The 23,541-nt window shown below is 44.0% G+C and carries 22 protein-coding genes; 2 read left to right on the forward strand and 20 right to left on the reverse strand.

Annotation, left to right across the window (positions count from 1 at the left end; all coding sequences use genetic code 11):
- The 15 genes from VEZ01S_RS16910 to leuS all read right to left on the reverse strand — a co-directional run.
- Window positions 1–370: hypothetical protein (locus tag VEZ01S_RS16910; protein WP_040890710.1), on the reverse strand; the 370-nt coding region annotated here is incomplete at its 3' end.
- Window positions 371–523: 153 nt separating this feature from the next.
- On the reverse strand, window positions 524–1,486 hold the full coding sequence (locus VEZ01S_RS16390) for a hypothetical protein (RefSeq protein ID WP_156896017.1): 963 nt from the start codon (window positions 1,484–1,486) through the stop codon (window positions 524–526).
- Between the two features lie 347 nt (window positions 1,487–1,833).
- The gene (locus tag VEZ01S_RS10255) at window positions 1,834–2,163 is read right to left on the reverse strand and encodes a hypothetical protein (protein WP_021713973.1); all 330 of its coding nucleotides are present in this window, start codon (window positions 2,161–2,163) and stop codon (window positions 1,834–1,836) included.
- Between the two features lie 258 nt (window positions 2,164–2,421).
- The gene (gene lipA / locus VEZ01S_RS10260) at window positions 2,422–3,387 is read right to left on the reverse strand and encodes a lipoyl synthase (protein ID WP_021713974.1); all 966 of its coding nucleotides are present in this window, start codon (window positions 3,385–3,387) and stop codon (window positions 2,422–2,424) included.
- On the reverse strand, window positions 3,380–4,027 hold the full coding sequence (gene lipB / locus VEZ01S_RS10265) for a lipoyl(octanoyl) transferase LipB (protein WP_021713975.1): 648 nt from the start codon (window positions 4,025–4,027) through the stop codon (window positions 3,380–3,382). The genes lipA and lipB overlap by 8 nt, the downstream gene beginning before the upstream one ends.
- A 216-nt stretch (window positions 4,028–4,243) precedes the next feature.
- Window positions 4,244–4,513 carry a DUF493 family protein YbeD gene (gene ybeD, locus VEZ01S_RS10270; protein WP_021713976.1) on the reverse strand — a complete coding sequence of 90 codons (270 nt, stop codon included), beginning with the start codon at window positions 4,511–4,513 and terminating at the stop codon, window positions 4,244–4,246.
- Window positions 4,514–4,692: 179 nt separating this feature from the next.
- Window positions 4,693–5,874: a serine hydrolase gene (locus VEZ01S_RS10275; protein ID WP_021713977.1), complete on the reverse strand. Its 1,182-nt coding sequence runs from the start codon at window positions 5,872–5,874 to the stop codon at window positions 4,693–4,695.
- A 288-nt stretch (window positions 5,875–6,162) separates the two neighbouring features.
- Window positions 6,163–6,954, reverse strand: a complete 792-nt coding sequence (locus tag VEZ01S_RS10280) for a septal ring lytic transglycosylase RlpA family protein (RefSeq protein WP_021713978.1) — start codon at window positions 6,952–6,954, stop codon at window positions 6,163–6,165.
- Window positions 6,954–8,075 carry a rod shape-determining protein RodA gene (gene rodA, locus VEZ01S_RS10285; RefSeq protein ID WP_021713979.1) on the reverse strand — a complete coding sequence of 374 codons (1,122 nt, stop codon included), beginning with the start codon at window positions 8,073–8,075 and terminating at the stop codon, window positions 6,954–6,956. Before rodA ends, VEZ01S_RS10280 begins: the two co-directional genes overlap by 1 nt.
- Window positions 8,072–9,970 carry a penicillin-binding protein 2 gene (gene mrdA / locus VEZ01S_RS10290; RefSeq protein ID WP_021713980.1) on the reverse strand — a complete coding sequence of 633 codons (1,899 nt, stop codon included), beginning with the start codon at window positions 9,968–9,970 and terminating at the stop codon, window positions 8,072–8,074. The genes rodA and mrdA overlap by 4 nt, the downstream gene beginning before the upstream one ends.
- Window positions 9,971–9,976: 6 nt before the next feature.
- Window positions 9,977–10,447 carry a 23S rRNA (pseudouridine(1915)-N(3))-methyltransferase RlmH gene (rlmH, locus tag VEZ01S_RS10295; RefSeq protein ID WP_021713981.1) on the reverse strand — a complete coding sequence of 157 codons (471 nt, stop codon included), beginning with the start codon at window positions 10,445–10,447 and terminating at the stop codon, window positions 9,977–9,979.
- Window positions 10,448–10,450: 3 nt separating this feature from the next.
- Window positions 10,451–10,768 (reverse strand): ribosome silencing factor, encoded by a 318-nt coding sequence (gene rsfS / locus VEZ01S_RS10300; protein WP_021713982.1) that lies wholly within the window; start codon window positions 10,766–10,768, stop codon window positions 10,451–10,453.
- A 51-nt stretch (window positions 10,769–10,819) separates the two neighbouring features.
- Entirely contained in the window at window positions 10,820–11,830 is a 1,011-nt protein-coding gene (holA, locus tag VEZ01S_RS10305; protein WP_021713983.1) for a DNA polymerase III subunit delta, read from the reverse strand.
- A 9-nt stretch (window positions 11,831–11,839) separates the two neighbouring features.
- On the reverse strand, window positions 11,840–12,577 hold the full coding sequence (locus tag VEZ01S_RS10310; protein ID WP_021713984.1) for an LPS-assembly lipoprotein LptE: 738 nt from the start codon (window positions 12,575–12,577) through the stop codon (window positions 11,840–11,842).
- A gap of 125 nt (window positions 12,578–12,702) precedes the next feature.
- Window positions 12,703–15,276, reverse strand: coding sequence for a leucine--tRNA ligase (gene leuS, locus VEZ01S_RS10315; protein ID WP_021713985.1), 2,574 nt, complete (start codon window positions 15,274–15,276; stop codon window positions 12,703–12,705).
- Between the two features lie 429 nt (window positions 15,277–15,705).
- On the opposite strand from leuS, the gene VEZ01S_RS10320 reads away from it, so the two are divergent.
- Window positions 15,706–16,176: a zinc ribbon-containing protein gene (locus tag VEZ01S_RS10320; RefSeq protein ID WP_021713986.1), complete on the forward strand. Its 471-nt coding sequence runs from the start codon at window positions 15,706–15,708 to the stop codon at window positions 16,174–16,176.
- 105 nt (window positions 16,177–16,281) lie between these two features.
- On the opposite strand, the gene lnt is transcribed toward VEZ01S_RS10320, so the two are convergent.
- The 5 genes from lnt to miaB form a co-directional block, all read right to left on the reverse strand.
- Entirely contained in the window at window positions 16,282–17,799 is a 1,518-nt protein-coding gene (gene lnt, locus VEZ01S_RS10325) for an apolipoprotein N-acyltransferase (RefSeq protein ID WP_021713987.1), read from the reverse strand.
- 54 nt (window positions 17,800–17,853) lie between these two features.
- A complete protein-coding gene (gene corC, locus VEZ01S_RS10330; RefSeq protein WP_021713988.1) occupies window positions 17,854–18,750 on the reverse strand; it encodes a CNNM family magnesium/cobalt transport protein CorC in 897 nt (298 codons plus the stop codon).
- Window positions 18,751–18,809: 59 nt separating this feature from the next.
- A complete protein-coding gene (ybeY, locus tag VEZ01S_RS10335) occupies window positions 18,810–19,274 on the reverse strand; it encodes an rRNA maturation RNase YbeY (RefSeq protein WP_021713989.1) in 465 nt (154 codons plus the stop codon).
- Complete coding sequence (locus VEZ01S_RS10340; RefSeq protein ID WP_021713990.1) at window positions 19,275–20,381, reverse strand: PhoH family protein; 1,107 nt, start codon at window positions 20,379–20,381, stop codon at window positions 19,275–19,277. It lies immediately after the preceding gene.
- Between the two features lie 150 nt (window positions 20,382–20,531).
- The gene (gene miaB, locus VEZ01S_RS10345) at window positions 20,532–21,956 is read right to left on the reverse strand and encodes a tRNA (N6-isopentenyl adenosine(37)-C2)-methylthiotransferase MiaB (protein ID WP_040890713.1); all 1,425 of its coding nucleotides are present in this window, start codon (window positions 21,954–21,956) and stop codon (window positions 20,532–20,534) included.
- Window positions 21,957–22,279: 323 nt separating this feature from the next.
- On the opposite strand from miaB, the gene VEZ01S_RS10350 reads away from it, so the two are divergent.
- Entirely contained in the window at window positions 22,280–23,428 is a 1,149-nt protein-coding gene (locus tag VEZ01S_RS10350) for an FAD-dependent oxidoreductase (protein WP_021713992.1), read from the forward strand.
- Window positions 23,429–23,541: the final 113 nt, after the last annotated feature.

Below are 23,541 nucleotides of genomic sequence, written 5' to 3' on the forward strand. Positions count from 1 at the left end.
GTAATGGCTGAAGATTGATGTCTGGGTTCGCATGCTTGAAGCTAAGGAGAAATATACGCCATTCGTGAATAACTTCCGTCGCTCTATAGGCTTTGGGCGATAACTTCAGTATCTGAAGCAATCCACTTTTAAACAGAAACCGCAGTATTGGCCAAGATGCACGGCGGGCTGTTTTCTCCGATATACCGATGCTCCCCAGGTTATCGAGAGAGCGAGGCGATATTTTCAAGTCTGACGATAACATTTCCTTAAAGACTTTAGCTTTGGATCTTGCCGAAATACCAAAGCCGAGAAAACGAGCGAACTCATCAAATGATGGAAAGTAGATAGTATTAGGAGTAATTGGTTTTAGTGTCACCTTTTGCTTCATAGTCTTTAGTCCCTATTCCTTCTAATAAAATGCTAACCAAAAAACAAAGTCAAATTACTTTACTAGCCTCTTACATTAGAAAACGTCGGTCAAACGGATCATATTTTGATTACTGAAGTACAACCACCCAGCTCATAAAGAGGCAAACGTTCGTTAGGGGATGCCTGCATTTGTATCCAATGCCTGCGCCACATAATTGATTAGAGAGATGGCCTTTAAGCCATTCACTTTGCTTCCGTAATCTAGAGATTCTCCATGCAATACCATATGCCTATTAAGCTGATTAAATCCATCTTCTCGTTCATACTGAGAGGCACCTATGGGAGTATTGGAAGCCAAAGGGCTTAATAGTGCAGCCTTGTATGTCTCAGTAGCGATTTGTTCTACATAGATTGCGGTTTTAGGTTTCTTGTCCTTTTTCATAAATAAATACTGATCTACTACTTCTTTGCATATTCCATCAGTTTGTGCGAGTAATACAGGGATCGATAAGAAGTATTCACCTCTGCGATGGGCTTTGAATGCCGAGGTTATAATATGCGATCTATGAGGGAACTGACTATTGAAGAAGTTTTCTATTTCGTTAAGTTGGCTTTCAAAATACTCTACAAGGGCTTTTTCTACATCGTCATTTTTCCCACGTGATATTGCGGTCTTTATTTCCCAAAGGCTTGGTAGTGACATATTGAAATCTAAATACCACCCATGTTGAGCCAGTAGTAATAGAGCTTCTTGGGTTTTGTGAGGAAGCTCTTCAAAAGAACGTTGAAATTCTTCTAAAGCGGGTGTAATAATTCCACTTAGAGATTCTTGGTATTGTTGTATTTTTTTTGTATAAGGGCTTAGGTCAGGTAATTGATAGTTAGGTATTTTTATAGCTTCAAATGTGTTTTGCAACGACCGTTGTTGTTCTAGGAAAGGTTCCAATTGGAACTTATACTTGTTCTGTAATTCAAGAGCCGGATTGAAAATATTTTCTACTACTCTCTGCATTTCAAGAGTTGGCCGCAAAGTCTTTTCTACGGCTTTTTGAGCCTCTATAACTGGCTCAAACTGCTTATGAATCCGATCCGAAATTTTCTTCCATTGTGTGAAGTGCTTTTCCAGTCCATCCATACCATCTCTATTCATTGTTACGAAACCCTTTGGCCATTAACACAAGACAACAAACTAAATACATAATCTGTCATTAACAAAAATAGGTCAATTAATGACAACAGAAGTATGTACTAAACTTTGAGCTGGCACATAATGGGGCAAAGCTGTGTTAGCACTAACGCATCAAAACATATCTGAATAAAAGTGAGTTTGCCTGCATTCCCTATCTGTAGTTAAAAAGAACAAACTTAAAAACCTACAGAGCACTAAAAAGGAACTCCTACGAGTTCCTTTTGGTATGAGCACCACCAAAGCGTAATGCTTTGCACTTTATGGCTTTTCTTATATCCGTTAAACCAAGCTAATTATTGGTTTTTATTGATACTCAGTTGAGTCCCCGATTTGCAACGGAAAGTATAGTATCGACGACTCTCATTAAACTTTGATAGTCCTTCACCGGAACAATAATCAACATTAATATCGCGCATGATTTCTAATGTCTTTTCACTGCTCAACGCAAACTTTGAACCGTCGGCACAGATGATACGCACTTTACCATCATCGCTGACTGAGTAGAGTGAGACTTCGGTATTACATAGTTCAAATGAAGCATCTAAATAATTGTCTTCTTGTGTGTTTTTATCGGCACAACCCCAAACAAACAGAGCTAACACGGCGCATACTATGAGTCGCATGAAACGACCTCCCTTATAAAAATTAAGCATTCCTTTACGGTATCTTAGCCCTCAATTGACCATCCTAGCGTAGACAAACGCGCGCTAACGGTGTTTTTCTGGCGCTATTTTTGCTCAGTTAATGACTGTGATTGTTATAAGCATAATTGGGATACTCCAGAAAGCAAAAAAGCACTCGAATTGAGTGCTTTTGTCACTTGTTGCCTAAGAAGTCATAGACGTAATCGTTCAGGCAATAGTTTACGCAATAGAAAAGAGTTACTTAACTTCTTCGCCTTTCGCTTGCAGATCCGCATGGTACGATGAACGGACAAATGGACCACAAGCAGCGTGGGTAAAGCCTAGTTCAAGTGCAATTTCTTTTAGCTCATCAAACTCTGCTGGTGGCACGTAACGCTCAACCGGAAGGTGATGGCGGCTTGGCGCAAGATATTGACCTAGAGTAAGCATAGTGACGCCGTGCGCTCTAAGATCTTTAAGCACCTCAACGATCTCTTCTTTGGTTTCACCCAGTCCCATCATCAGTCCTGACTTAGTCGGAACATCTGGATGTTGCTGTTTGAATTTTTGTAGCAATTCTAAAGACCACTTGTAGTTGGCACCAGGGCGAACTCGACGATACAGGCGTGGCGCAGTTTCAAGGTTGTGGTTGAATACATCCGGTGGGTTCAGTTTTAGCTCTTCAAGGGCTTTGTCCATACGGCCACGGAAATCAGGAACCAGCGTTTCAATGCGAATGTTCGGGCTAAGTTTGCGGATTTCGGCATTACAGTCAGCAAAGTGTTTTGCGCCGCCATCACGTAGATCATCACGATCAACAGAGGTGATCACCACATACTTTAGCTTCATGTCTTTGATTGTTTGTGCCAGCTTCTGCGGCTCATCGGCTTCTGGCGTAACAGGACGGCCATGGGCAACATCACAGAATGGGCAACGACGAGTACAGATGGCACCTAAAATCATAAAGGTAGCCGTGCCGTGGTTAAAACATTCAGCCAAGTTAGGGCATGAAGCCTCTTCACAGACTGAGTTTAAATTGTTTTTACGCATTGCAGACTTAATGTCTTGGATACGTTGGCTATCGGCAGGCAGCTTGATCTTCATCCATTCAGGTTTGCGGAGCACTTCACTGCGCTCAACTGGAACTGTCTTGGTTGGGATCAGTGCCATTTTATCTGCGTCGCGGTACTTGACGCCTTTTTCCATTTGAATTGGTTTACTCATCGCATTCTGCCATTTCTATTACGTCGGTGTATTCCAGTAGAACACTGAGTTCTTTTACTAGAATACTTTGAATATTGGTACGTTGCTGTTCGGTGGTGAAGTCAGCAACCTGAGCCATTTCCAAACCTGCATAACCGCATGGGTTAATGCGTAGGAAAGGGGAAAGATCCATATCGATATTGAGAGCTAGACCGTGAAAGGAGCATCCCTTGCGGATTCTAAGCCCTAGGGAGCAGATTTTCTTGCCATCCACATAAACACCCGGTGCATCTGGGCGTGCGGCGGAGGTGATCCCTAACTTTGCCAGAGTTTGAATCACGATATCTTCGATATGCGTGACTAACTTTCGGACGCCTAGGTTACGTCGACGTAGATTCAGTAGAAAATAGACCACCATTTGCCCCGGCCCGTGGTAGGTCACTTGGCCACCGCGGTCGCTTTTTACCACAGGGATGTCACCAGTATTGAGAAGATGCTCTTCTTTACCTGCTTGGCCTTGTGTAAAGACGGGGTTGTGCTCAACAATCCACACTTGATCAACGGTATTATCGTCGCGTTCATCGGTGAATCGGTGCATTCGCTCAAAGACGGGTTCATAATCTTGGCGACCAAGATGGTGAATTTCCAATCGATTTATCAATGAGAGTGGGGTGCTATGTTCTTGTTTTTCTATGTCGTTAGGCAATTCGTTATTTCCCTGAATCATCTATATCGATGTAGGCACATTACTAGCAAGTTGCTGTCATTTCTACTAGAAAAAGAAGATCTTGCTATATTTGTATGATTAAAGGCGTAGCTAAGGTAAGCATCAGTTATAGATCAATCACTTAGACATTCGCCAATTTATCAGCGCAATTTAAAGAACAACACGCACGATTTCAATATCGCTCAGTTCTTTATACAGTGTTTCAACTTGTTCAATTGAAGTGGCTGTGATCGTGACAGAGATTGCGTTGTAAGTCCCTTTACCACTTGGCTTAATAGAAGGACTATAGTTACCAGGAGCATGACGTTGGATTACTTCTAGTACGAGATCCGGCAGTTCTGGTTTAGCATAACCCATTACTTTGTAGGTAAATTGGCAGGGAAATTCCAATAGGTCTTTCAGTTTTGGCTGCTCTTGCATGGTTACGACTCCAAATGAAAATGGTGTGAAAGGGTCATTCAAGGCGCGCATGTTACTTTGAATGAGCGAAAAACTCAATATGAGGTCGCATTGCTTACATATCAAGCTAACGCCCAATAAAAAAGGAAGCACTGTCATCAGTGCTTCCTTTTAGTGTGTTCTGTATCTCAGCGGTTTAATTAAAACCAGCTGTTGAATAGCAGCACGAGATAGTCAATCAGACGGCTAAATAGACCACCTTCATTAACGTCTTCTAAAGAAAGTAGTGGGTATTGTGCAATATCCTGACCATCAACTTGGTAGAATACGCGTCCAACGACATCACCTTTCTTAATTGGAGCTTTAAGTTCTTTATCTAATACGAAGCTTGCTTTTAGATTTTTTGCAACGCCACGAGGCAGTGTTACATAAGTGTCTTCAGCTAGACCCAATTTAACGGTGTCTTGGCTACCCATCCAGATTCTTTCTTCTGCAAACACTTCACCTTTTTTGTGAGGCGCAACAGTTTCAAAGAAACGGAATCCGTAGTTTAGTAGCTTTTTACTTTCGGCTTTACGAGCGTTAGAACTCTTAGTTCCCATGACTACAGCAACCAGACGCATTTGTCCTTCTGTACCTGAGCTGACTAAGTTATATCCAGCCCCACTTGTGTGGCCTGTTTTGATGCCATCAACGTGCATGCTTTTATCCCAAAGTAGACCGTTACGGTTGTACTGGGTAATGCCGTTATAAGTAAATTGTTTTTGTGAGTAAATTGCGTATTCATCTGGCACGTCACGAATCAGTGCTTGGCCTAATAGTGCCATATCGTAAGGTGTTGAATATAGGCCATCGTTATCCAGACCATGCACGTTTGCAAAGTGTGAATTTTTCATGCCGATAGATTTCGCCCATGCATTCATCAGATCAACAAACGCATCTTCAGAGCCTGCAACGTGCTCAGCCATTGCTACACAAGCATCGTTACCTGATTGAATGATGATGCCGTGGTTCAGCTTATCAACGGTAACGGTAGTACCCACTTCGATGAACATTTTTGATGAATCAGGAAAGTTCTTCGCCCATGCGTTTTTACTGACGACAACTTCATCGTCTTTAGAGATGTTACCGCGTTTTAGCTCTTGGCCGATAACGTAACTGGTCATCATTTTGGTTAAGCTTGCTGGGTGAAGCTTAGTGTTCGCTTCTTTTTGAGCAAGAATCTTACCTGAGTTGTAATCCAACAGCACGTAGCCCTTTGCTGCAATTTGCGGTGCATCGGGAAGTACGATCGGTGCCGCTTGTGAGACTGCACTAAACGCAATCGAAGCTATAGCACTAGTTACAGCAAGAGATTTGAGTGATTGGGTTATTTTTTTCATCTTGATTGTGTAATGTCCAAAGTGAAGGCAAAACTGTTTATAAAGTCGCTGAATCAATAGTCTAAACCTAAACCAGTGATACGGCTACTTTGCTCGCCAAAGAGTGATTTTTAATCCGTTCCTAAGTGATGCCAATCGTAGTAATCAACTTTTCATTCTAACGGCTGGAGAGGCTTGATAATCATATTACAACGGCGGATTGTAGCGTCGCTACTCATCAAAGGTTGCATTGTGTTCTCAAACATTTCTCCTGCGCTATCGTTGATCACTTAATTACTGTGATTGATACTATTCAGGTTTGTGCTTTTTAATAAAAGCAGTCGGATGTCCATTTTTTTGTAGCTTCTCTAGAATTTGTTGTGCCTTTATTGCGCTATCAATTGGGCCGATAAAAATTCTATTGATGCTGTTGTTCTTTTCTACATAGCTAGGTTGTTGGTACTCACTAGCAAGTTGATCAGATAACTTTTTCGACGAAGTGGCATTCCCCAAACTCGCTACTTGAATGATATAACGAGGATGAGTATTCGACGTCTTATTACCATTAGGCTCAGGCTTAGTGGAGATGTATTCGATCTCTACATTAGCGACACCTGTTTGTATCACTCCAAGCTTAGTCGCTGCAGCGTAACTCAGGTCAATTATTCGACCTTCATGGAAAGGGCCTCTATCGTTAACTCGCACGATTGCCGTCTTACCGTTATCTAAATTTTTTACTTTGACGTAACTAGGAATAGGGAGGTTCTTATGGGCTGCACTCATAGAATACATGTCATAAGTTTCGCCGTTTGAGGTCAAATGGCCATGAAATTTCTTGCCATACCAAGAGGCTTTTCCCTTCTCCTTAAAACCCTGCGGATTATGTATCACAGAATAGGATTTGCCACGCACTGTGTAATCTTTGTTTCCACCTAAACTGTACGGTTCATAGCGAGGAGTTGCGTCTTCGATATGCTGTAAAGTGATTGGAGAATCGGGTGCTACATCTTGCGATAGTGCGTATCTATCATCTTGAGAACTTGAGCATCCCGCTAGGATAATCAGAGGTAGACACATTATTAAAATTTTAAATCGTTGCATTAATTTGCCTTTGAAAGCATTTTTCTATGGGTTTGAATAGACATCAATATGCCGAAACCAGCCATCAAGGTCACCATGGAAGTACCACCATAACTGATTAACGGCAAAGGAACGCCAACAACAGGTAAAATCCCACTCACCATCCCCATATTAACAAAGATGTAAACGAAGAAGCTCAGTACAATACTGCCTGCCATCATGCGCCCAAAGGCGGTTTGAGCTTGGCTTGCAAGGTATAACCCTCGGCCAATGATAAATAGGTATATACAAAGTAGTACGCTAACACCTATTAAGCCCCATTCTTCGGCGATCACGGCAAAGATAAAGTCTGTGTGACGCTCTGGAAGAAACTCTAGCTGTGATTGGGTTCCATGTAGCCAGCCTTTTCCCATTAAACCGCCAGAACCGATGGCGATTTTACTTTGAATAATATGGTAACCGGCTCCTAGAGGATCCGACTCAGGGTTGAACAGAGTTCGTACCCGAACTTTTTGGTATTCCCGCATTAAGAAAAACCACAGTATGGGAACAAACGCCCCTACGGCAAGAGCAGCGGAAAGAATGATCTTCCAGCTGATGCCAGCGAGGAAAATCACGAATATACCAGAGGCTGCAATCAGTATTGATGTTCCTAGATCGGGCTGTTTAGCAATTAAAATAGTGGGTAACATCACCAAAATAAGGGAGGTGACCAGTACTCTAAAACTAGGAGGGAGCGGACGATTACCTATGTATCGCGCAACCATCAATGGCACGGCCAGCTTCATTAACTCTGATGGTTGAAAGCGTATAAAACCGAGGTTAAGCCAGCGCTGAGCCCCTTTTGAGGCCTCACCAAAGAAGATCACTCCCAATAAGAGTATCAAACCTCCTGTGAAGAGTAGCGGGGCCAGTGTTTCATAGGTTCTAGGGGTTATTTGTGCCATAACCACCATAACGCTAAGAGCCAGCAACATACGCATCATCTGGCGTTCCATCATGGCAAGGTTTTGACCACTAGCGCTATACATGATGACAAGAGCACAGCCCATTAAGACTAAGATGCCCAATATTAAGGGCAGATCTAAGTGCATGCGCTCAAATAGAGAGCGGTTCTTGCCTGTTTCCGGATCTAGTTTCATTTTTCAGGCTCAATATAGTGAGAGTTTTTATCTAATAACATATGGTCAAATATTTGTCTTACCACAGGAGCACCATGGCTTGAGCCGCCCCCTGCGTTTTCCAGCACAACCGTCACCACGACCCGTGGGTTTTCGTAAGGTGCAAATCCTGTAAACAAGGCATGGTCACGTAAGTGCTCTGCAATTTCGTCAGCATTGTATTTTTGGTCTTCTGCCAGGCCAAATACCTGAGCGGTGCCAGATTTGCCTGCACTTTTATATTGTAAGCCTTGGAAGGCGTGACGCGCAGTGCCTCGCTTACCATGATTCACTAAGTACATGCCGTGTTTCGAAATAGTCCAAAACTCTTTTTTTACCCCGGTAATGGGCGGATAAAGCTCTGGCTGTTTAAACTCTTCAACGGTTTTATTGTTTTCGACGCGATGAATTGTCGAACGCAGCAGTTGAGGCGCCATGACTTTGCCTTCATTAACCAATACCGATGTGGCCTTGGCTATTTGCAGTGGGGTCGCGGTCCAATAACCTTGTCCGATACCTACAGGGATCGTATCACCTTGATACCACGGGGTTTTATGGCGGGAGCGCTTCCATTCACGAGTTGGCATATTCGCCTTGCTCTCTTCATAGATATCAATACCCGTATAATCACCAAAGCCAAACTCTCCCATCCAAGTTGAGATGCGATCGATGCCTAAGTCGTAGGCTATTTGATAGAAGAAGGTATCTACAGACTCTTCTATTGCTTTATTGATATCCACTTCACCATGCCCCCAACGTAGCCAGTCTCTAAATGGACGAGTTTTCGAATTGGGGATACGCCAGTAGCCCGGATCGTTGCGAGTGGTTTTTGGGGTAATGACTTTTTCTTGTAGTGCTGCCACGGCCATAAAAGGCTTCACTGTAGAAGCGGGCGGATAAATACCCAGTGTGGCCCTGTTTACCAGTGGACGATTAATATCGTTGAGTAATGCACGATAATCCTTGCCTGAAATACCGTTCACAAATGCATTAGGGTCGTAACTTGGGCTAGAGACCATCGCCAGAACGGCATCGGTATGTGGCTCAAGAATAACCGCACTACCACGACGTTTGTCGAGCAGTTTAAATAGGTAGCTTTGTAGCTTGATATCGATATTGAGTACAATATCGTCACCGGGAATAGGTGGCTCATATTTTAGGGTACGAATGACGCGACCACGGCTATTCACTTCCACTTCTTGATAGCCCGGCTTACCATGTAAAGTATCTTCATAGTAGCGCTCGATACCCAGCTTACCTATATCGTGAGTGGCGCGATATTCATGCAGTTTTTCTGCTCTAGCTAAACGCTGTAAATCTCGGTCATTAATTCTGGATACATAGCCAAGTACGTGAGTCAGAATTTCACCGTAAGGATAAAAGCGTTTTAAAGTGGCATTTACTTCAACACCAGGAAAATCTTGTTGGTGTACAGAAAATATGGCGACTTGTTTTTCTGTCAGTTGATTAAGCAGCGGTACTGATTTAAAGCGTCGGGTACGCTTACGATCACGCTCAAAGCGATGTATTGAATCTTCTGAAATAGGAAACAGTTTTTGCAGACGTTGAATGGTTTCATCCAGATCAGAGACTTTTTCAGGAGTGATCTCAAGGGAGAATACGGGTCTGTTTTCCGCCAGTACAATGCCATTTCTGTCGTAAATTAAACCGCGGTTGGGCGCAATGGGCACAATCTTGATGCGGTTATCATTGGAGCGGGTTTGATAATCTTTAAACTGGTTTACCTGAATGTGGTAAAGGTTACCGATCAGTACGCCAATCAGTAATAAAATACCGATGAAAGCGACTAAAGCTCGACTACCAAATAATCGAGCTTCAAATTTATGATCTCTAAAGTGAGAGCGTTTACGCATCATGCTAGATTACTCACGATGATAAGGGTGGTTCGCGTTAACGCTCCAAGCTCGGTATAGGCTTTCAGCCATTACCACTCGCACCAGAGGGTGAGGGAGTGTTAAAGGGGAAAGAGACCAACTTTGTTCAGCGGCTGCTTTACATGCAGGCGCTAAACCTTCTGGTCCACCGATAAGAATAGAAACATCACGAGCATCGAGTTTCCAACGCTCCAACTGTTGTGCGAGTTGCGGAGTATCCCAAGGTTTACCTGGAATATCTAAGGTCACAATTCGGTTTCCTTTAGGTACTGCCGCTAGCATGGCTTCGCCTTCTTTTTGTAAGATGCGCGCAATGTCAGCGTTTTTACCTCGTTTACCAGCAGTGATTTCAATCAGTTCCAGAGGCATATCGTTTGGAAAACGACGCTTGTACTCATTAAAGCCTTCTTCTACCCATTTTGGCATCTTAGTGCCAACGGCAACGAGTTGGATTTTCACAGATTAACCCCAAAGTTTTTCTAGTTGATAAAGTTCGCGGTGTTCTTCTTGCATCACATGAATCATGGTCGATCCCATATCTACGACAACCCATTCACCTTCAAGTTCACCGTCCATACCTAAAGGCTCAATACCGTTCTTTTTCGCTTCGCTAGCAACATGCTCGGCAATAGAGGAAACATGGCGCTTAGAGGTGCCTGTGCAGATAATCATGTAATCGGTCACGCTAGACTTTCCTTGAACGTCTAGGGTCACGATGTTTTGTGCTTTTATATCGTCTGCTTTATCAGCCAAAAAGTCTTTTAATTCCTTGCCTTGCAATGCAGGCTCCTTATCAATAGTTTGAGTTGGAAAAGTATATCGTGCTTATTACTAAGCGTTTTGCGGCATACTTAGATTGAGTGTTAATTGGGTCAGTATTGGCCATACGCTCGTGTCATAATCCGTTTTCGCTGTATGTTCTGCTTCTGCAAGAGTGCAGACCATCGAATATAAAGAGCGTGGTGTATGGCGGTTAAGCGCGGCGGTATACAAAGGGCGTTTGTTGTTCCAAACGCGGTATTGATCAAATACTTGCTGCAAACTCTTGTGGGCTAATTCTTGCTTATAGCTCATCAATGTATTGAGCTCTTTTTGTAATGTACGCAATAAGATAACCGCTTCAATCCCTTCACCGTGTAATTCGCGCAAAATACGCTGGCTACGCTTGGCTTTTCCTTCAAGCATAGCGTCAATCCAGTTAAATGCCGTAAAGTGATTATGTCGACTCAGGGCTGATTCTATACGAATTAGCGTCAAGACTCCGTCAGGATAGAGTAAACAAAGTTTCTCTAAGCTCTGACTGAGGGCGAGTAGATTTCCTTCGTGCCACTGAGCGAGCATTTGTACTGCTTCTGGATCGGGTTTTAGCCCTAATTTATGGCAACGCTGCAGAACAAACTGAGGTAGGCGCTGTGCGTCTGGGGTTAAGCAACTGATCCACAGCCCATTGGTATTGAGTGCTTTGAACCATTTGCTGTTTTCTTGTGCTTTAGTGAGTTTGCTGCCGATGACAATCAATATGACGTCAGGGTTAAGCACTTGCTGTAAGTTAAGTAACTCTTTGCTGATGCTTTGATTGACCCCAGACTCGGGCAGATCCAGTTGTAAAATCTTTCGTTCTGCAAAAAGACTCATTGAGTTGCAGGCATTAAAGATCTCATTCCAATCGGTTTGTGCCGTAATAGCGAAACGAAAGGTTTCACTAAACCCTTGGGATTTTGCGTGCTGTTCGATGTGCACTTGTGATTCTTGCACCAATAGAGCTTCACTGCCAAAGATCAGGTACACAGGGTGTAATTGTCTTTGTAAAGTATTCTCTAGTTTGTCAGCAAAGATACGCATGATGACTGTCTACTCCGCAGCAGGCGTTTCAGCCTCTGTGGTCGTAGAGGCATCGCTTGATGAATCCGTAGTGGCTTCATCTGCTGGGCTGTCATCATTTGCTGTCGTACTTTGTTGGGATACCGGTGCAGGATCGGATTTCTGGTACTCAGCTTCTAGTGTAATTTGATCTTTGGGTTTTGAATCTGCATCAACAATGGTGCCGTCTTCGCCAACAAAGAGCTCTGGATCTTGGTTATCAAGACCATTACGTAGGCGGGCGAGTTGTCGAATAATTTGGCGAGAGGCTTGCTTACGCATTTCGTTTTCGAGCATCTCTTGTTCAACAGATTTTGCCAAGGCAGTTAATGGGTTATCAAGATAACTGCGACTCACTTGAGTGGTAAAGGTTCGAGAGTAGATCTTAGGAACGATCACTCGGTAGGTCACCACAAGCTTGATCTCTTTCTCTGCTGCTCGGCTATTTTGATATAAGGAGAGTGTGCGATCACTGAGGCTTTCTGATAGCAGATGCAAGTTCGTTACATCGGCGGCAGGAGTCACTAACTCAATATCGTTATTTCTCAGCTCAGTTTTAACGTCCCTGGTCATTTGAGAGAAATCATCATAACTGGTGAGAGACATCGCACCGACTTCTTCGGGAACGAGGTAATTGCCACGTAAATGAAAACCACACCCACTGAGTAGTGATGCAAACAGTAGAGCAATAGCTAGACGTAAATAGGGTAGGCGTGCAATTTGAATCAAAAGAATACTCTCTAAAGGAAGTTCGGCTTTTATCGTGCTTCTCTAGGCCAAAATATGGGTTTTGAAAAGCACCATAAAAAACGAAATGTGAGGGCGCAATTATTCGCCCTCACACTAAGGTTAGATTAATTTGCTACAATATTCAGCAACTTACCTGGTACGTAGATCACTTTACGCACAGTTTTATCTTCAATGAACTTAACTACGTTTTCATCATTTAGACCCAGTTCTTCAACTTGCTCTTTTGATGCATCAGCAGCAACGGTTAGTTTGGCACGAAGTTTACCGTTTACTTGAACAACGATAAGTTTTTCGTCTTCTACTAACGCTTTTTCATCAAAGGTTGGCCATTGTGCGTGATCGATATCGCTGCCACCTAATGCTGTCCACATTTCAAAGCTGATGTGCGGAGTGATTGGGTAAAGCATGGTCACAACCGCTTTTAGTGCTTCATCTAGGATAGCGCGATCTTGAGCTGATGCTTGTGGCGCTTTCGCCAGTTTGTTCATCAGTTCCATGATAGCGGCAATCGCTGTGTTGAAGGTTTGACGACGTGCAACGTCATCGGTCACTTTAGCAATAGTTTTGTGTACGTCACGACGCAGTGCTTTTTGCTCAGAAGAAAGCGCTTTAGCGTCTACTGCTTCGGCAGCGCCTTGTGCAGAGTGCTCACGAACCAGTTTCCAAACACGTTTCAAGAAGCGGTTAGCCCCTTCAACGCCAGATTCTTGCCACTCAAGAGTCATGTCAGCAGGAGAGGCGAACATCATGAATAGACGTACTGTATCTGCGCCGTATTTGTTCACCATCTCTTGTGGGTCGATACCGTTGTTTTTCGACTTAGACATTTTGATCATGCCTGAGTGTTCAACGTTGCGACCTTGGGTATCTACAGCTTTTTCAATGCGACCTTTACCGTCACGTTCAACAGTCACATCAGTAGGTGCGATCCACTCTTTAGTGCCTTTTTCGTTAGTGTGGTAGAAAGCATCCGCTAATACCATACCTTGACAAAGCAGTTGCTTGAACGGTTCGTCTGAAGTGACGTAGCCCGCATCACGCAATAGTTTGTGGAAGAAGCGCGAGTACAATAGGTGCATACAAGCGTGTTCGATACCACCAACGTATTGATCAACAGGTAGCCAGTAGTTGGCTTTTTCTGGATCGAGAATATCGTCAGCTTGTGGTGAACAGTAACGTGCGTAGTACCAAGATGATTCCATGAAGGTATCAAAAGTATCTGTTTCACGCAGTGCTGGTTCACCATTGAATGTGGTTTTAGCCCATTCTAAATCGGCTTTGATTGGGCTTGTTACGCCGTCCATTACTACATCTTCTGGCAGGATTACTGGCAGTTGATCAGCTGGAACTGGGTGAACTTCACCGTCTTCTGTAGTGACCATTGGGATTGGTGCACCCCAGTAACGTTGACGAGATACGCCCCAGTCACGTAGACGGAAGTTAACAGTTTTAGTGCCTTTACCTTCTGACTCTAGTTTGGCTGCGATAGCATCAAACGCGGCTTGGAATTCAAGGCCGTCAAATTCGCCTGAATCAAACAGTACACCTTTTTCAGTGTAAGCTTCTTCAGAGACATTAAGCTCAGAACCATCGGCTGGTTTGATCACTGGGATGATGTCTAGGCCGTATTTAGTGGCAAATTCGTAGTCACGTTGATCGTGTGCAGGAACTGCCATTACAGCGCCTGTGCCGTAATCCATTAGGACAAAGTTAGCCACGTAAACAGGAACTTCACGACCGTTCAATGGGTGAATAGCAGTAAGGCCTGTCGCCATACCTTTCTTCTCCATTGTCGCCAGTTCAGCTTCGGCTACTTTCGTGTTGCGACACTCATCAATGAAAGCGGCAAGCTCAGGGTTAGTTTGAGCGGCGATATCAGCCAGAGGGTGACCTGCTGCGATGCCCACGTACGTTACACCCATAAGAGTATCAGGACGAGTGGTGTACACCTCTAAGTCTTGTTGACCTTTAACTTCAAATTTAAGTTCAACACCTTCAGAGCGACCAATCCAGTTGCGTTGCATGGTTTTTACCATGTCAGGCCAACCGTCAAGGTTGTCTAGATCATCAAGTAGCTCTTGTGCGTACTCAGTGATTTTAATAAACCATTGTGGGATTTTTTTCTGTTCAACAGGGGTGTCACAACGCCAGCAGCAGCCGTCTTCAACTTGTTCGTTTGCTAGAACCGTTTTATCGTTTGGACACCAGTTAACAGATGAAGTCTTCTTGTACACTAGGCCTTTTTCGTACAGCTTAGTGAAGAACTCTTGTTCCCAGCGGTAGTATTCTGGAGTACAAGTGGCAAATTCACGGTTCCAGTCATAACCAAAGCCAAGTAGCTTAAGTTGGTTTTTCATGTACTCAATGTTTTCGTAAGTCCATGGCGCTGGAGCTGTGTTGTTCTTAACAGCAGCGTTTTCTGCTGGTAGACCAAAAGCATCCCAACCAATTGGCTGCATCACGTTTTTACCTTGCAGGCGTTGGAAACGAGATACTACATCACCAATGGTGTAGTTACGCACATGGCCCATGTGGAGACGACCACTTGGGTAAGGGAACATTGAAAGACAGTAAAATTTTTCTTTGCTTGAGTCTTCAGTTACAACAAACGTTTTGTTGCTGTCCCAGTGCTGTTGAACTTTCTGTTCAATATCTTGCGGGTTGTATTGTTCTTGCATGGACGCTATCCGTTTTCTAGGAAACTATTAGAACGATTAAAATCGTGCATTAGAGATCCGCTTAGAATACCTAATGCAGCCAAAAGCAACAACCACAAAGCTAGCTTTAAACGAGGATATTTGCGTTTATGCGTCTTGCTGACAGGCATGAGTGATCATTTTAATGACGAAATGAAACCAGACATCGCTTTGCTATGAATTCGCAGTGAGGTTCTTACTGCATCAGCAGAAACTAGAGTGGTCATATCTGAGAGGGGATGTGAGCGCTTTCTATAAATGGCAATAAATGCGGTTATAGGGACGCTTATTTATTAAATTTGTGAGAATTACAGGCTTTGACTCCCTCCTAAGAGACTAAAATAAAGATATTCAAACGGTATTTTTGCGATCTTCTACTGTGAGATGATCGTCACAAGATAAGGAGTTGGTATGCCAAAACGCCAATCAGGATATGAAAAGTTATTGTCGAATGTGGTTGAAACACTCAAACACAGCCCAGAAGAGATTAACAATGTTATCGCGACTTCAGAGAAGGTAGTGGAAGCGGCCAATGACATGACCAAAGACGAACTGGCGCTGGTGTCTGCCTATGTTAAGTCCGACTTGCAAGAATTTGCCAACAGCTTTGAAAAAAGTAAATCAGGGCCTTTTTATCTTATGATTGCCAATACGCTGTGGCAGTCATTATCGGATATTACGGATAAAACCAAAGTTGAATGGGTTGAGTTCTTCAAAGACTTAGATCATCAAGGTGTGTACAACAGTGGTGAGTTGATCGGGCTTGGTGTGTTGGTGTGTGAAAAGTGCGGGCATAAAACCACTTACAATCATCCCACTGAAATTATTGCATGTACTCAATGTGGGCACGATGAGTTTACTCGCTTACCTCTTAAACCTTAAATCTCAAACTTAAACTTAGGTGAGTGAGGATTAAGTCGCTCAAATAAAAAGGCTAAGTGGATCATACCGCTTAGCCTTTCTTTATTGCTTAAGTTTGCACTCTATTTATTGACTGCGTTTCAGTCTAAATAGTGCGATCAGCATTATGACGAACACCCATATTTTCAGTGGTAGGCCACCCAATAAAACATACGGAGTTTTGCCGTTAGTGGGTACCACAGTGGTGCGTAGAACGTCTTCTTTAAACTGAGGAAGCTCTGCGGTAATTTTTCCTTGATAATCTACAACGGCGGTGACGCCATTATTGGTAGATCGAATGACGGGCATACCGAATTCCAGTGCTCGCATTCGCGCTATCGCCATGTGTTGCAGTGGACCAATCGAATCACCAAACCAAGCATCGTTAGATAGGGTTAAGATGTAATCCGTATCATTGGTGATGTTGTCTCGCAGTTGCTGACCAAAGATGATTTCATAGCATAGTGCAACCACCATATGTGCGCCATGCGCCACGATGTTGTTTTGAATGTACTCGCCGCGATTAAAAGACGACATCGGCAGATTAAAAAACGGCGCGAGTGGTCGGAGAATATCTTCAAAAGGAACAAACTCACCAAAGGGTAATAAGTGATGCTTATAGTAGTGAGGCTGAGTGAGGTAGTCGTATTCACCTGATGGCGTCATACCTACGGTTGTCACACTGTTGTAGTAGGTTTGTTGGGCTTCTTGGGTCAGTACGCCAGTAATGACTGCCGAGTTATTCATGCGAGCCGCTTTATCTAGGCTTTTCATAAACTCCGTCACTTCCCCTTCAAAGGCGGGAATGGCTGCTTCTGGCCAAATGATAATATCCGCATCCCAGTTTTGACGGGTATGATCCATATACATCATGATGGTCGGCCAGCGATGACTTGGAAGCCACTTAGTTTCTTGGTGAACGTTCCCTTGAATTAGTGCAACGCTTTGAGCGCGGTGGTTATCTGGCGTTACCCAGTGCGCGAAATAGCTCAGTGTACAGAGAGCAAATAGAGCAACAGGTACCCATAATTGCTTCGCATTTTTACGCTTGATAGCCAGTGCCGCAGTGCTGGCTATCGCTACAATGGCCATACCGACAAAATCAACACCACCGATAGGAGCAAGCCCCGCGATTGGTGAGTCTATTTGGCTATAGCCTAGTAATAGCCATGGGAATCCTGTGAAAACCCAGCCTCTAAGCCATTCACAAATGAGCCAGAGTGCAGGGGCAACTAACAGTGCACCAAACCAAGTTTTATGGGCTTTAAAACGACTGTACAATGCCCCAAATAGAGCGGAGTAGATCGCGAGGTAGGCCACAAGCAGAGTCATGAGAAATACGCTAGCAATCTTTGGCATACCACCAAAAGTATCAATGCTGACATGCACCCAGCTTATACCCGTAGCAAAAAGCCCAAGCCCCCATAGGTAGCCGAGTAGGGCAGAGTAACGCCATGATTGACCGCTGAGTAATAAAAACAGCAGTAAAGGGCTAATATACGCAAGAGGCCATAGGTTATATGGGGCAAAGGAGAGTGTGGTGCTAGCGCCAACAAAAACGGCCGCAAGCGGCCGCATTAGGCGATGAGTCATTAATGATTTCATCTTACTCTTTGAGTCTGTTTTGCTAAAGGTTACATGCTATGTAAGAGGAAGCGATCACTCGCTGTGCTCTTTCACAGACTCAGTGTCTGGCACAGTAACCTGGAGTTGAATAATACGACGGTTGTCCGCAGAGGTGACCTTAAAGGTATACTCTTCCATCTCGACAATTTCGCCTCGGCTTGGTAAATGACCAAATTGAGTCATCACCAGACCACCTACAGTATCCACTTCTTCATCGCTGAAGTTAGTGCCAAAGGTATCATTGAATTCTTCGATAGTCGTCAGGGCTTTGACAGCAAAAGTATGTTTACTCAGCTGACGGATTTCTAACTCTTCTTCGTCGTCAAATTCGTCTTCAATCTCACCGACAATTTCTTCAAGAATATCTTCGATAGTCAGCAGTCCTGATACCCCCCCAAATTCATCCACGACAATCGCCATGTGGTAGCGTTCTTCGCGGAATTCTTTTAGCAGGCGATCGACACGTTTACTTTCAGGAACAACAACCGCACTGCGAATCACTTGCTCAATGTCGAAAGGTGCACTGTCAGAGCCGAGATATCTCAACAGATCCTTGGCCAGTAAAATGCCTTCTACATGGTCTTTGTCTTCACTAATGACGGGGTAGCGTGAATGCTGTGCGTCAGTAATTAGGTTGATCAAAGTATCAAGATCGTCAGTACGTTCAACAGTCACCATTTGTGAGCGAGGGATCATGATATCTCGAACTCGTTGTTCAGATATCTCCATAACACCTTCTAGCATATCTCTAGTGTCATGATCGATCAGATCGTTTTCTTCCGAGTCACGAATGACATCGACAAGTTCTTGACGGTCTTTAGGATCCACTTGAAAAAGATGGATTAGACGTTCAAAGAAGGATTTCCTACTCGGACCTTCTGATTTTTCCTTTGAACCCTCTTTAGAGGGCGAATTGTCTTCGCTGTTCATTGTCTCTCAACGGTTGGCGCTATCAGATGTGTAATAGCTCACTGTCACTTAGTTAAAAGTTACTCTTTTTCTGCTAGATAAGGGTCTGCAAACCCTAATCCTTGCATGATTTCAGTCTCTAAAGACTCCATTTCCTCAGCTTCATCATCTTCAATATGGTCGTAACCCAGTAGATGCAAGCTGCCATGCACAGCCATATGAGCCCAATGTGCAATCAGTGGCTTTTGCTGCTGAATGGCTTCATCTTCAACCACTTGCTTGCAAATGACAAGATCTCCAAGCAAATTAATTTCAACTTCTGGAGGTGCTTCAAATGGGAAAGATAACACATTTGTGGGTTTATCTTTACCACGATAATCGTGGTTAAGCTGGTGGCTTTCTTCCACTTCGACAATACGTATGGTTAGCTCAGCATCTGGTTGAAACTGGGTAATCGTGTATTCGAGCCAAGATTGAAAATCTTGCTCTGAGGGTAATTGACTGTCGTCTTCGACAGCCAATTGTAGATCCAGATAAATGGCCATTTATTTATTTACCAATTGTGATTGTTGCTGAGAATGAACGGCCGCTTCAGCGACAAGCTTGGCTTCTCGTTCTTCACGCTCTTGGCGACGACGTTGTTCGATGGCTTTTTTCTCTTTTTGGTCTTGAACTTCCCATTTTTCATAGGCGTTCACAATGCGAGCCACAACAGGGTGACGAACCACATCATCGGCAATAAAGAAATTAAAGCTAATGTCGTTCACATCAGAAAGTACTTCGATAGCATGACGCAGGCCTGATTTAGCTCCGCGAGGCAAATCGATTTGCGTGACATCTCCGGTGATAACGGCGCGAGAATTAAAGCCTATACGGGTCAAAAACATCTTCATTTGTTCAATGGTGGTGTTTTGGCTTTCATCCAAGATAATGAACGCATCATTTAATGTACGACCACGCATATACGCCAGTGGTGCTACTTCGATAACGTTACGCTCAATCAGCTTTTCTACACGCTCAAAACCGAGCATTTCAAATAAGGCATCGTAAAGAGGGCGCAGGTATGGGTCGACCTTTTGGCTTAAATCACCTGGCAGGAACCCCAGTTTCTCACCGGCTTCTACCGCAGGGCGAGTCAGCAAAATACGTCGGATTTCTTGGCGCTCAAGGGCATCGACTGCCGCCGCAACGGCTAGGTAAGTTTTACCTGTACCGGCAGGGCCAACACCAAAGGTGATGTCGTGAGTGACCATGTTCATTAAATACTGCGCCTGATTTGGCGTGCGAGGTTTAATCACCCCTTTTTTCGTTTTAATGAACACTTCTTTGCCGTGGGCAAATTCGGCTTCGGCCGCTTGCTCCAACACGCCACTTTCTTTTACTTCAAGATGGATTTGCTCTGGTTCAATATCAGGGATATTGCCGCGAACAGGTGCCGTTTGAACATAAAGTCTTTTGACGATATCAAGCGCCGCAGAGGCGGTATGAGGCTGGCCGACGATAGAAAAGTGGTTGCCACGATAGTTGATTTCAACGCCAAGACGACGTTCTAGATGTTTGATGTTGTCATCAAAAGGGCCACAAAGGCTAGAAAGACGGTGGTTGTTTGCTGGTTCTAGATCGATCTCTAGGGTAACAATTTTATTGCTCAATTGTGCCTCACATTCGCTGAACTAAAAGAGCCTAAATAGGCCCTTTTAGTATAGCTTGAGTGCTTTACCAACCGAAATAAAAATCTGTCATTGTTTCGAGTTGATCAACTCGAAACCCGAATCAGGGTGATTATTTCGTTTAGTCTTGTTCTAAGGTGTAAAGGTCGCTACACCTAGCTCATCTTCTTTACGAGTCTTAGTCATCATCTCTGTTGGAGAAACAGCGATACGAAGATCCATTTCCGCTTCTGTGCGAACGAGTTCACCACGTAAAGAGTTCGCAAATACGTCAGTGATTTTCACATCAACGAATTGACCAATGAGGTCAGCACTGCCTTCAAAGTTAACGACGCGGTTGTTCTCGGTACGGGCACGAAGCTCCATAAGATCTTTCTTAGAAGGACCTTCAACGAGAACACGTTGCTCTGTACCTAACATTTGGCGAGAGTAACGCATAGCTTGCGCATTCACCGTTTGTTGTAATTCGTATAAGCGCTCTTTCTTCTCTTGCTCGGTTAGGTCGCAAGGGTAATCCGCGGCCGGTGTACCTGGGCGTGGAGAGAAGACAAAGCTAAAGCTCATATCAAAATCAACGTCGCGAATAAGCTTCATTGTGTCTTGGAAGTCTTGGTCAGACTCACCAGGGAAGCCTACGATGAAATCAGAGCTAATTTGAATATCAGGACGAGCTTTACGCAGTTTACGAATAATTGATTTGTACTCGATAGCCGTATGTGGACGCTTCATCATGGTCAAAATACGGTCTGAACCGCTTTGAACTGGCAAGTGTAGGAAGCTCACAAGCTCAGGAGTGTCTTCGTAAACCGCAATAATATCGTCAGTAAACTCAAGTGGATGGCTGGTGGTAAAACGAATACGGTCGATACCATCAATGCTTGCAACTAAACGCAGCAAGTTGGCGAATGAGCAGATTTCTCCGTCAAATGTTGGTCCACGGTATGCGTTTACGTTTTGGCCTAATAGGTTAACTTCGCGAACACCTTGCTCGGCAAGTTGGGCGATTTCATAAAGTACGTCATCCATTGGGCGACTGACTTCCTCACCGCGAGTGTAGGGCACTACGCAGTAAGTACAGTATTTAGAACAGCCTTCCATGATAGAAACGAACGCGGTCGCGCCTTCTGCACGAGGTTCTGGAAGACGGTCAAATTTCTCGATCTCTGGGAATGAAATATCCATAACTGGAGCATCGTTACTTTGTGATTGCTTGATCATCTCTGGAAGACGGTGCAAGGTTTGAGGGCCAAAAATCACGTCCACATAAGGGGCGCGTTGACGGATATGGTCACCTTCTTGGGTTGCTACGCAGCCACCAACACCAATCACAACGTTGGGTTTATGGTCTTTTAATGTTTTCCAACGACCAAGCTGGTGGAACACTTTTTCTTGTGCTTTTTCACGAATTGAGCAGGTGTTTAGTAGTAATACATCCGCTTCTTTCGGATCTTCTGTTAGCTCAAATCCATTAGCCGCATTAAGCAGGTCAGCCATTTTTGACGAATCATATTCGTTCATTTGGCAACCCCAGGTTTTGATCAGAAGTTTCTTACTCATTGCATTCACACTCGTGTTAATTAATCACTTTTAAACTGGCTATATTGCTCAGTATTTCGCCATGTATAGCCATGGCAAGCCGCGTATTGTACTGGCTAAATGCCCCTATGACTAGAGTTCAAGCTTAATTTCCGTACATTGTCAGTTAAGACGTTGTTTGTATTGTGCGGTCTTTTTATTTGAGATTCTTCAGCTGATGGATAATACGATGAAGAAACGTACTCATAGCGCAGTAAATTGAGTGCTAATGCAGGTAATAGCGGGGACTTTTAAGTACAATCGTATGATGATAGAACGATGTAAAACGGCAAAGGATAAGACGAATGCACTTTGATGTGGCAGTGATAGGTGGCGGTATGGTGGGGGCTGCAACAGCTCTTGGCTTGGCAAAACAAGGTAAGCGAGTTGCGGTGGTTGAGGGATATAAACCTGAGCCATTTTCTGCATCACAAGCACTGGATATTCGAATCTCTGCAATATCAAAGAGCTCGGTGGATCTACTGCAGCAGTTAGGCGCATGGTCACATGTTCAGAGTAAGCGAGTTTTCCCTTATATGGGACTAGAAACTTGGGAGTTAGATAACTGCCGAACTCGCTTTGATGCATCGTCCTTACAGCTACCTTTGCTAGGTTACATGGTCGAAAATCGTGTGTTGCAACTGGGTATTTGGCAAGCACTGCAGGCCTATTCTAACGTGAGCTTTTATTGCCCTGACGCTTTAGTGGATATGAAGGAAAGTGAACTGGGTAAGCAAATTGAATTGTCATCGGGTGAGCAGATTCGCGCCAGTTTAGTCGTGGGCGCGGATGGGGCAAATTCAAAAGTAAGGCACATTGCAGGGATTGGCGTGACGGCGTGGGATTATCGTCAAGACTGCATGTTGATTAACGTAGAAACAGATTGCGCTGACACCGACGTCACTTGGCAATGGTTTACTCCACAAGGGCCAAGATCGTATCTTCCTATGGGAGCAGGGCAAGGTTGTTTAGTGTGGTATGACTCCCCTAAACGAATTAAACAATTGAGGCAACTGACACCCGAAGCCCTAAAGCTGGAAATAGAAGCGTGTTTCCCAGAACGTATTGGCACAGTCAGTGTGAATAACTTTGCTTCTTTTCCCTTAAAACGCCGTCACGCACAGCATTACTGTAAAGAGTCTGTGGTGCTAGTAGGAGATTCTGCGCATACCATTAACCCTTTAGCGGGGCAGGGTGTCAATTTAGGCTTTAAAGACGTGCAGGGCTTACTTGAGGTGTTAGAAGAGGGTGATTACTCACTCGATAACCTTAAGCGATATCAAAAACTAAGAAGAACCGATAACTTGCTGATGCAAACAGCGATGGATGCGTTTTACTTGGGGTTTAGCAATAACATAGGCCCTGTAAAGCTATTGAGAAATATGGGATTAAAGTTAGCTGATCGTTCTGGGCCAATAAAAGACCAAGCATTGAAGTATGCGTTAGGGCTTTAGCATTTTTAGCATTTAGTTTTTCAATAAAGTGAAGGTCGCTTGGCAAGGAGCGGCCTTTTTAATGTCCATTTTCTATAGGCAATAAAAAACCCGCCTAAAAGACGGGTTTTTTG

This window comes from Vibrio ezurae NBRC 102218, from assembly GCF_000467185.1.
Lineage (GTDB): Bacteria > Pseudomonadota > Gammaproteobacteria > Enterobacterales > Vibrionaceae > Vibrio > Vibrio ezurae.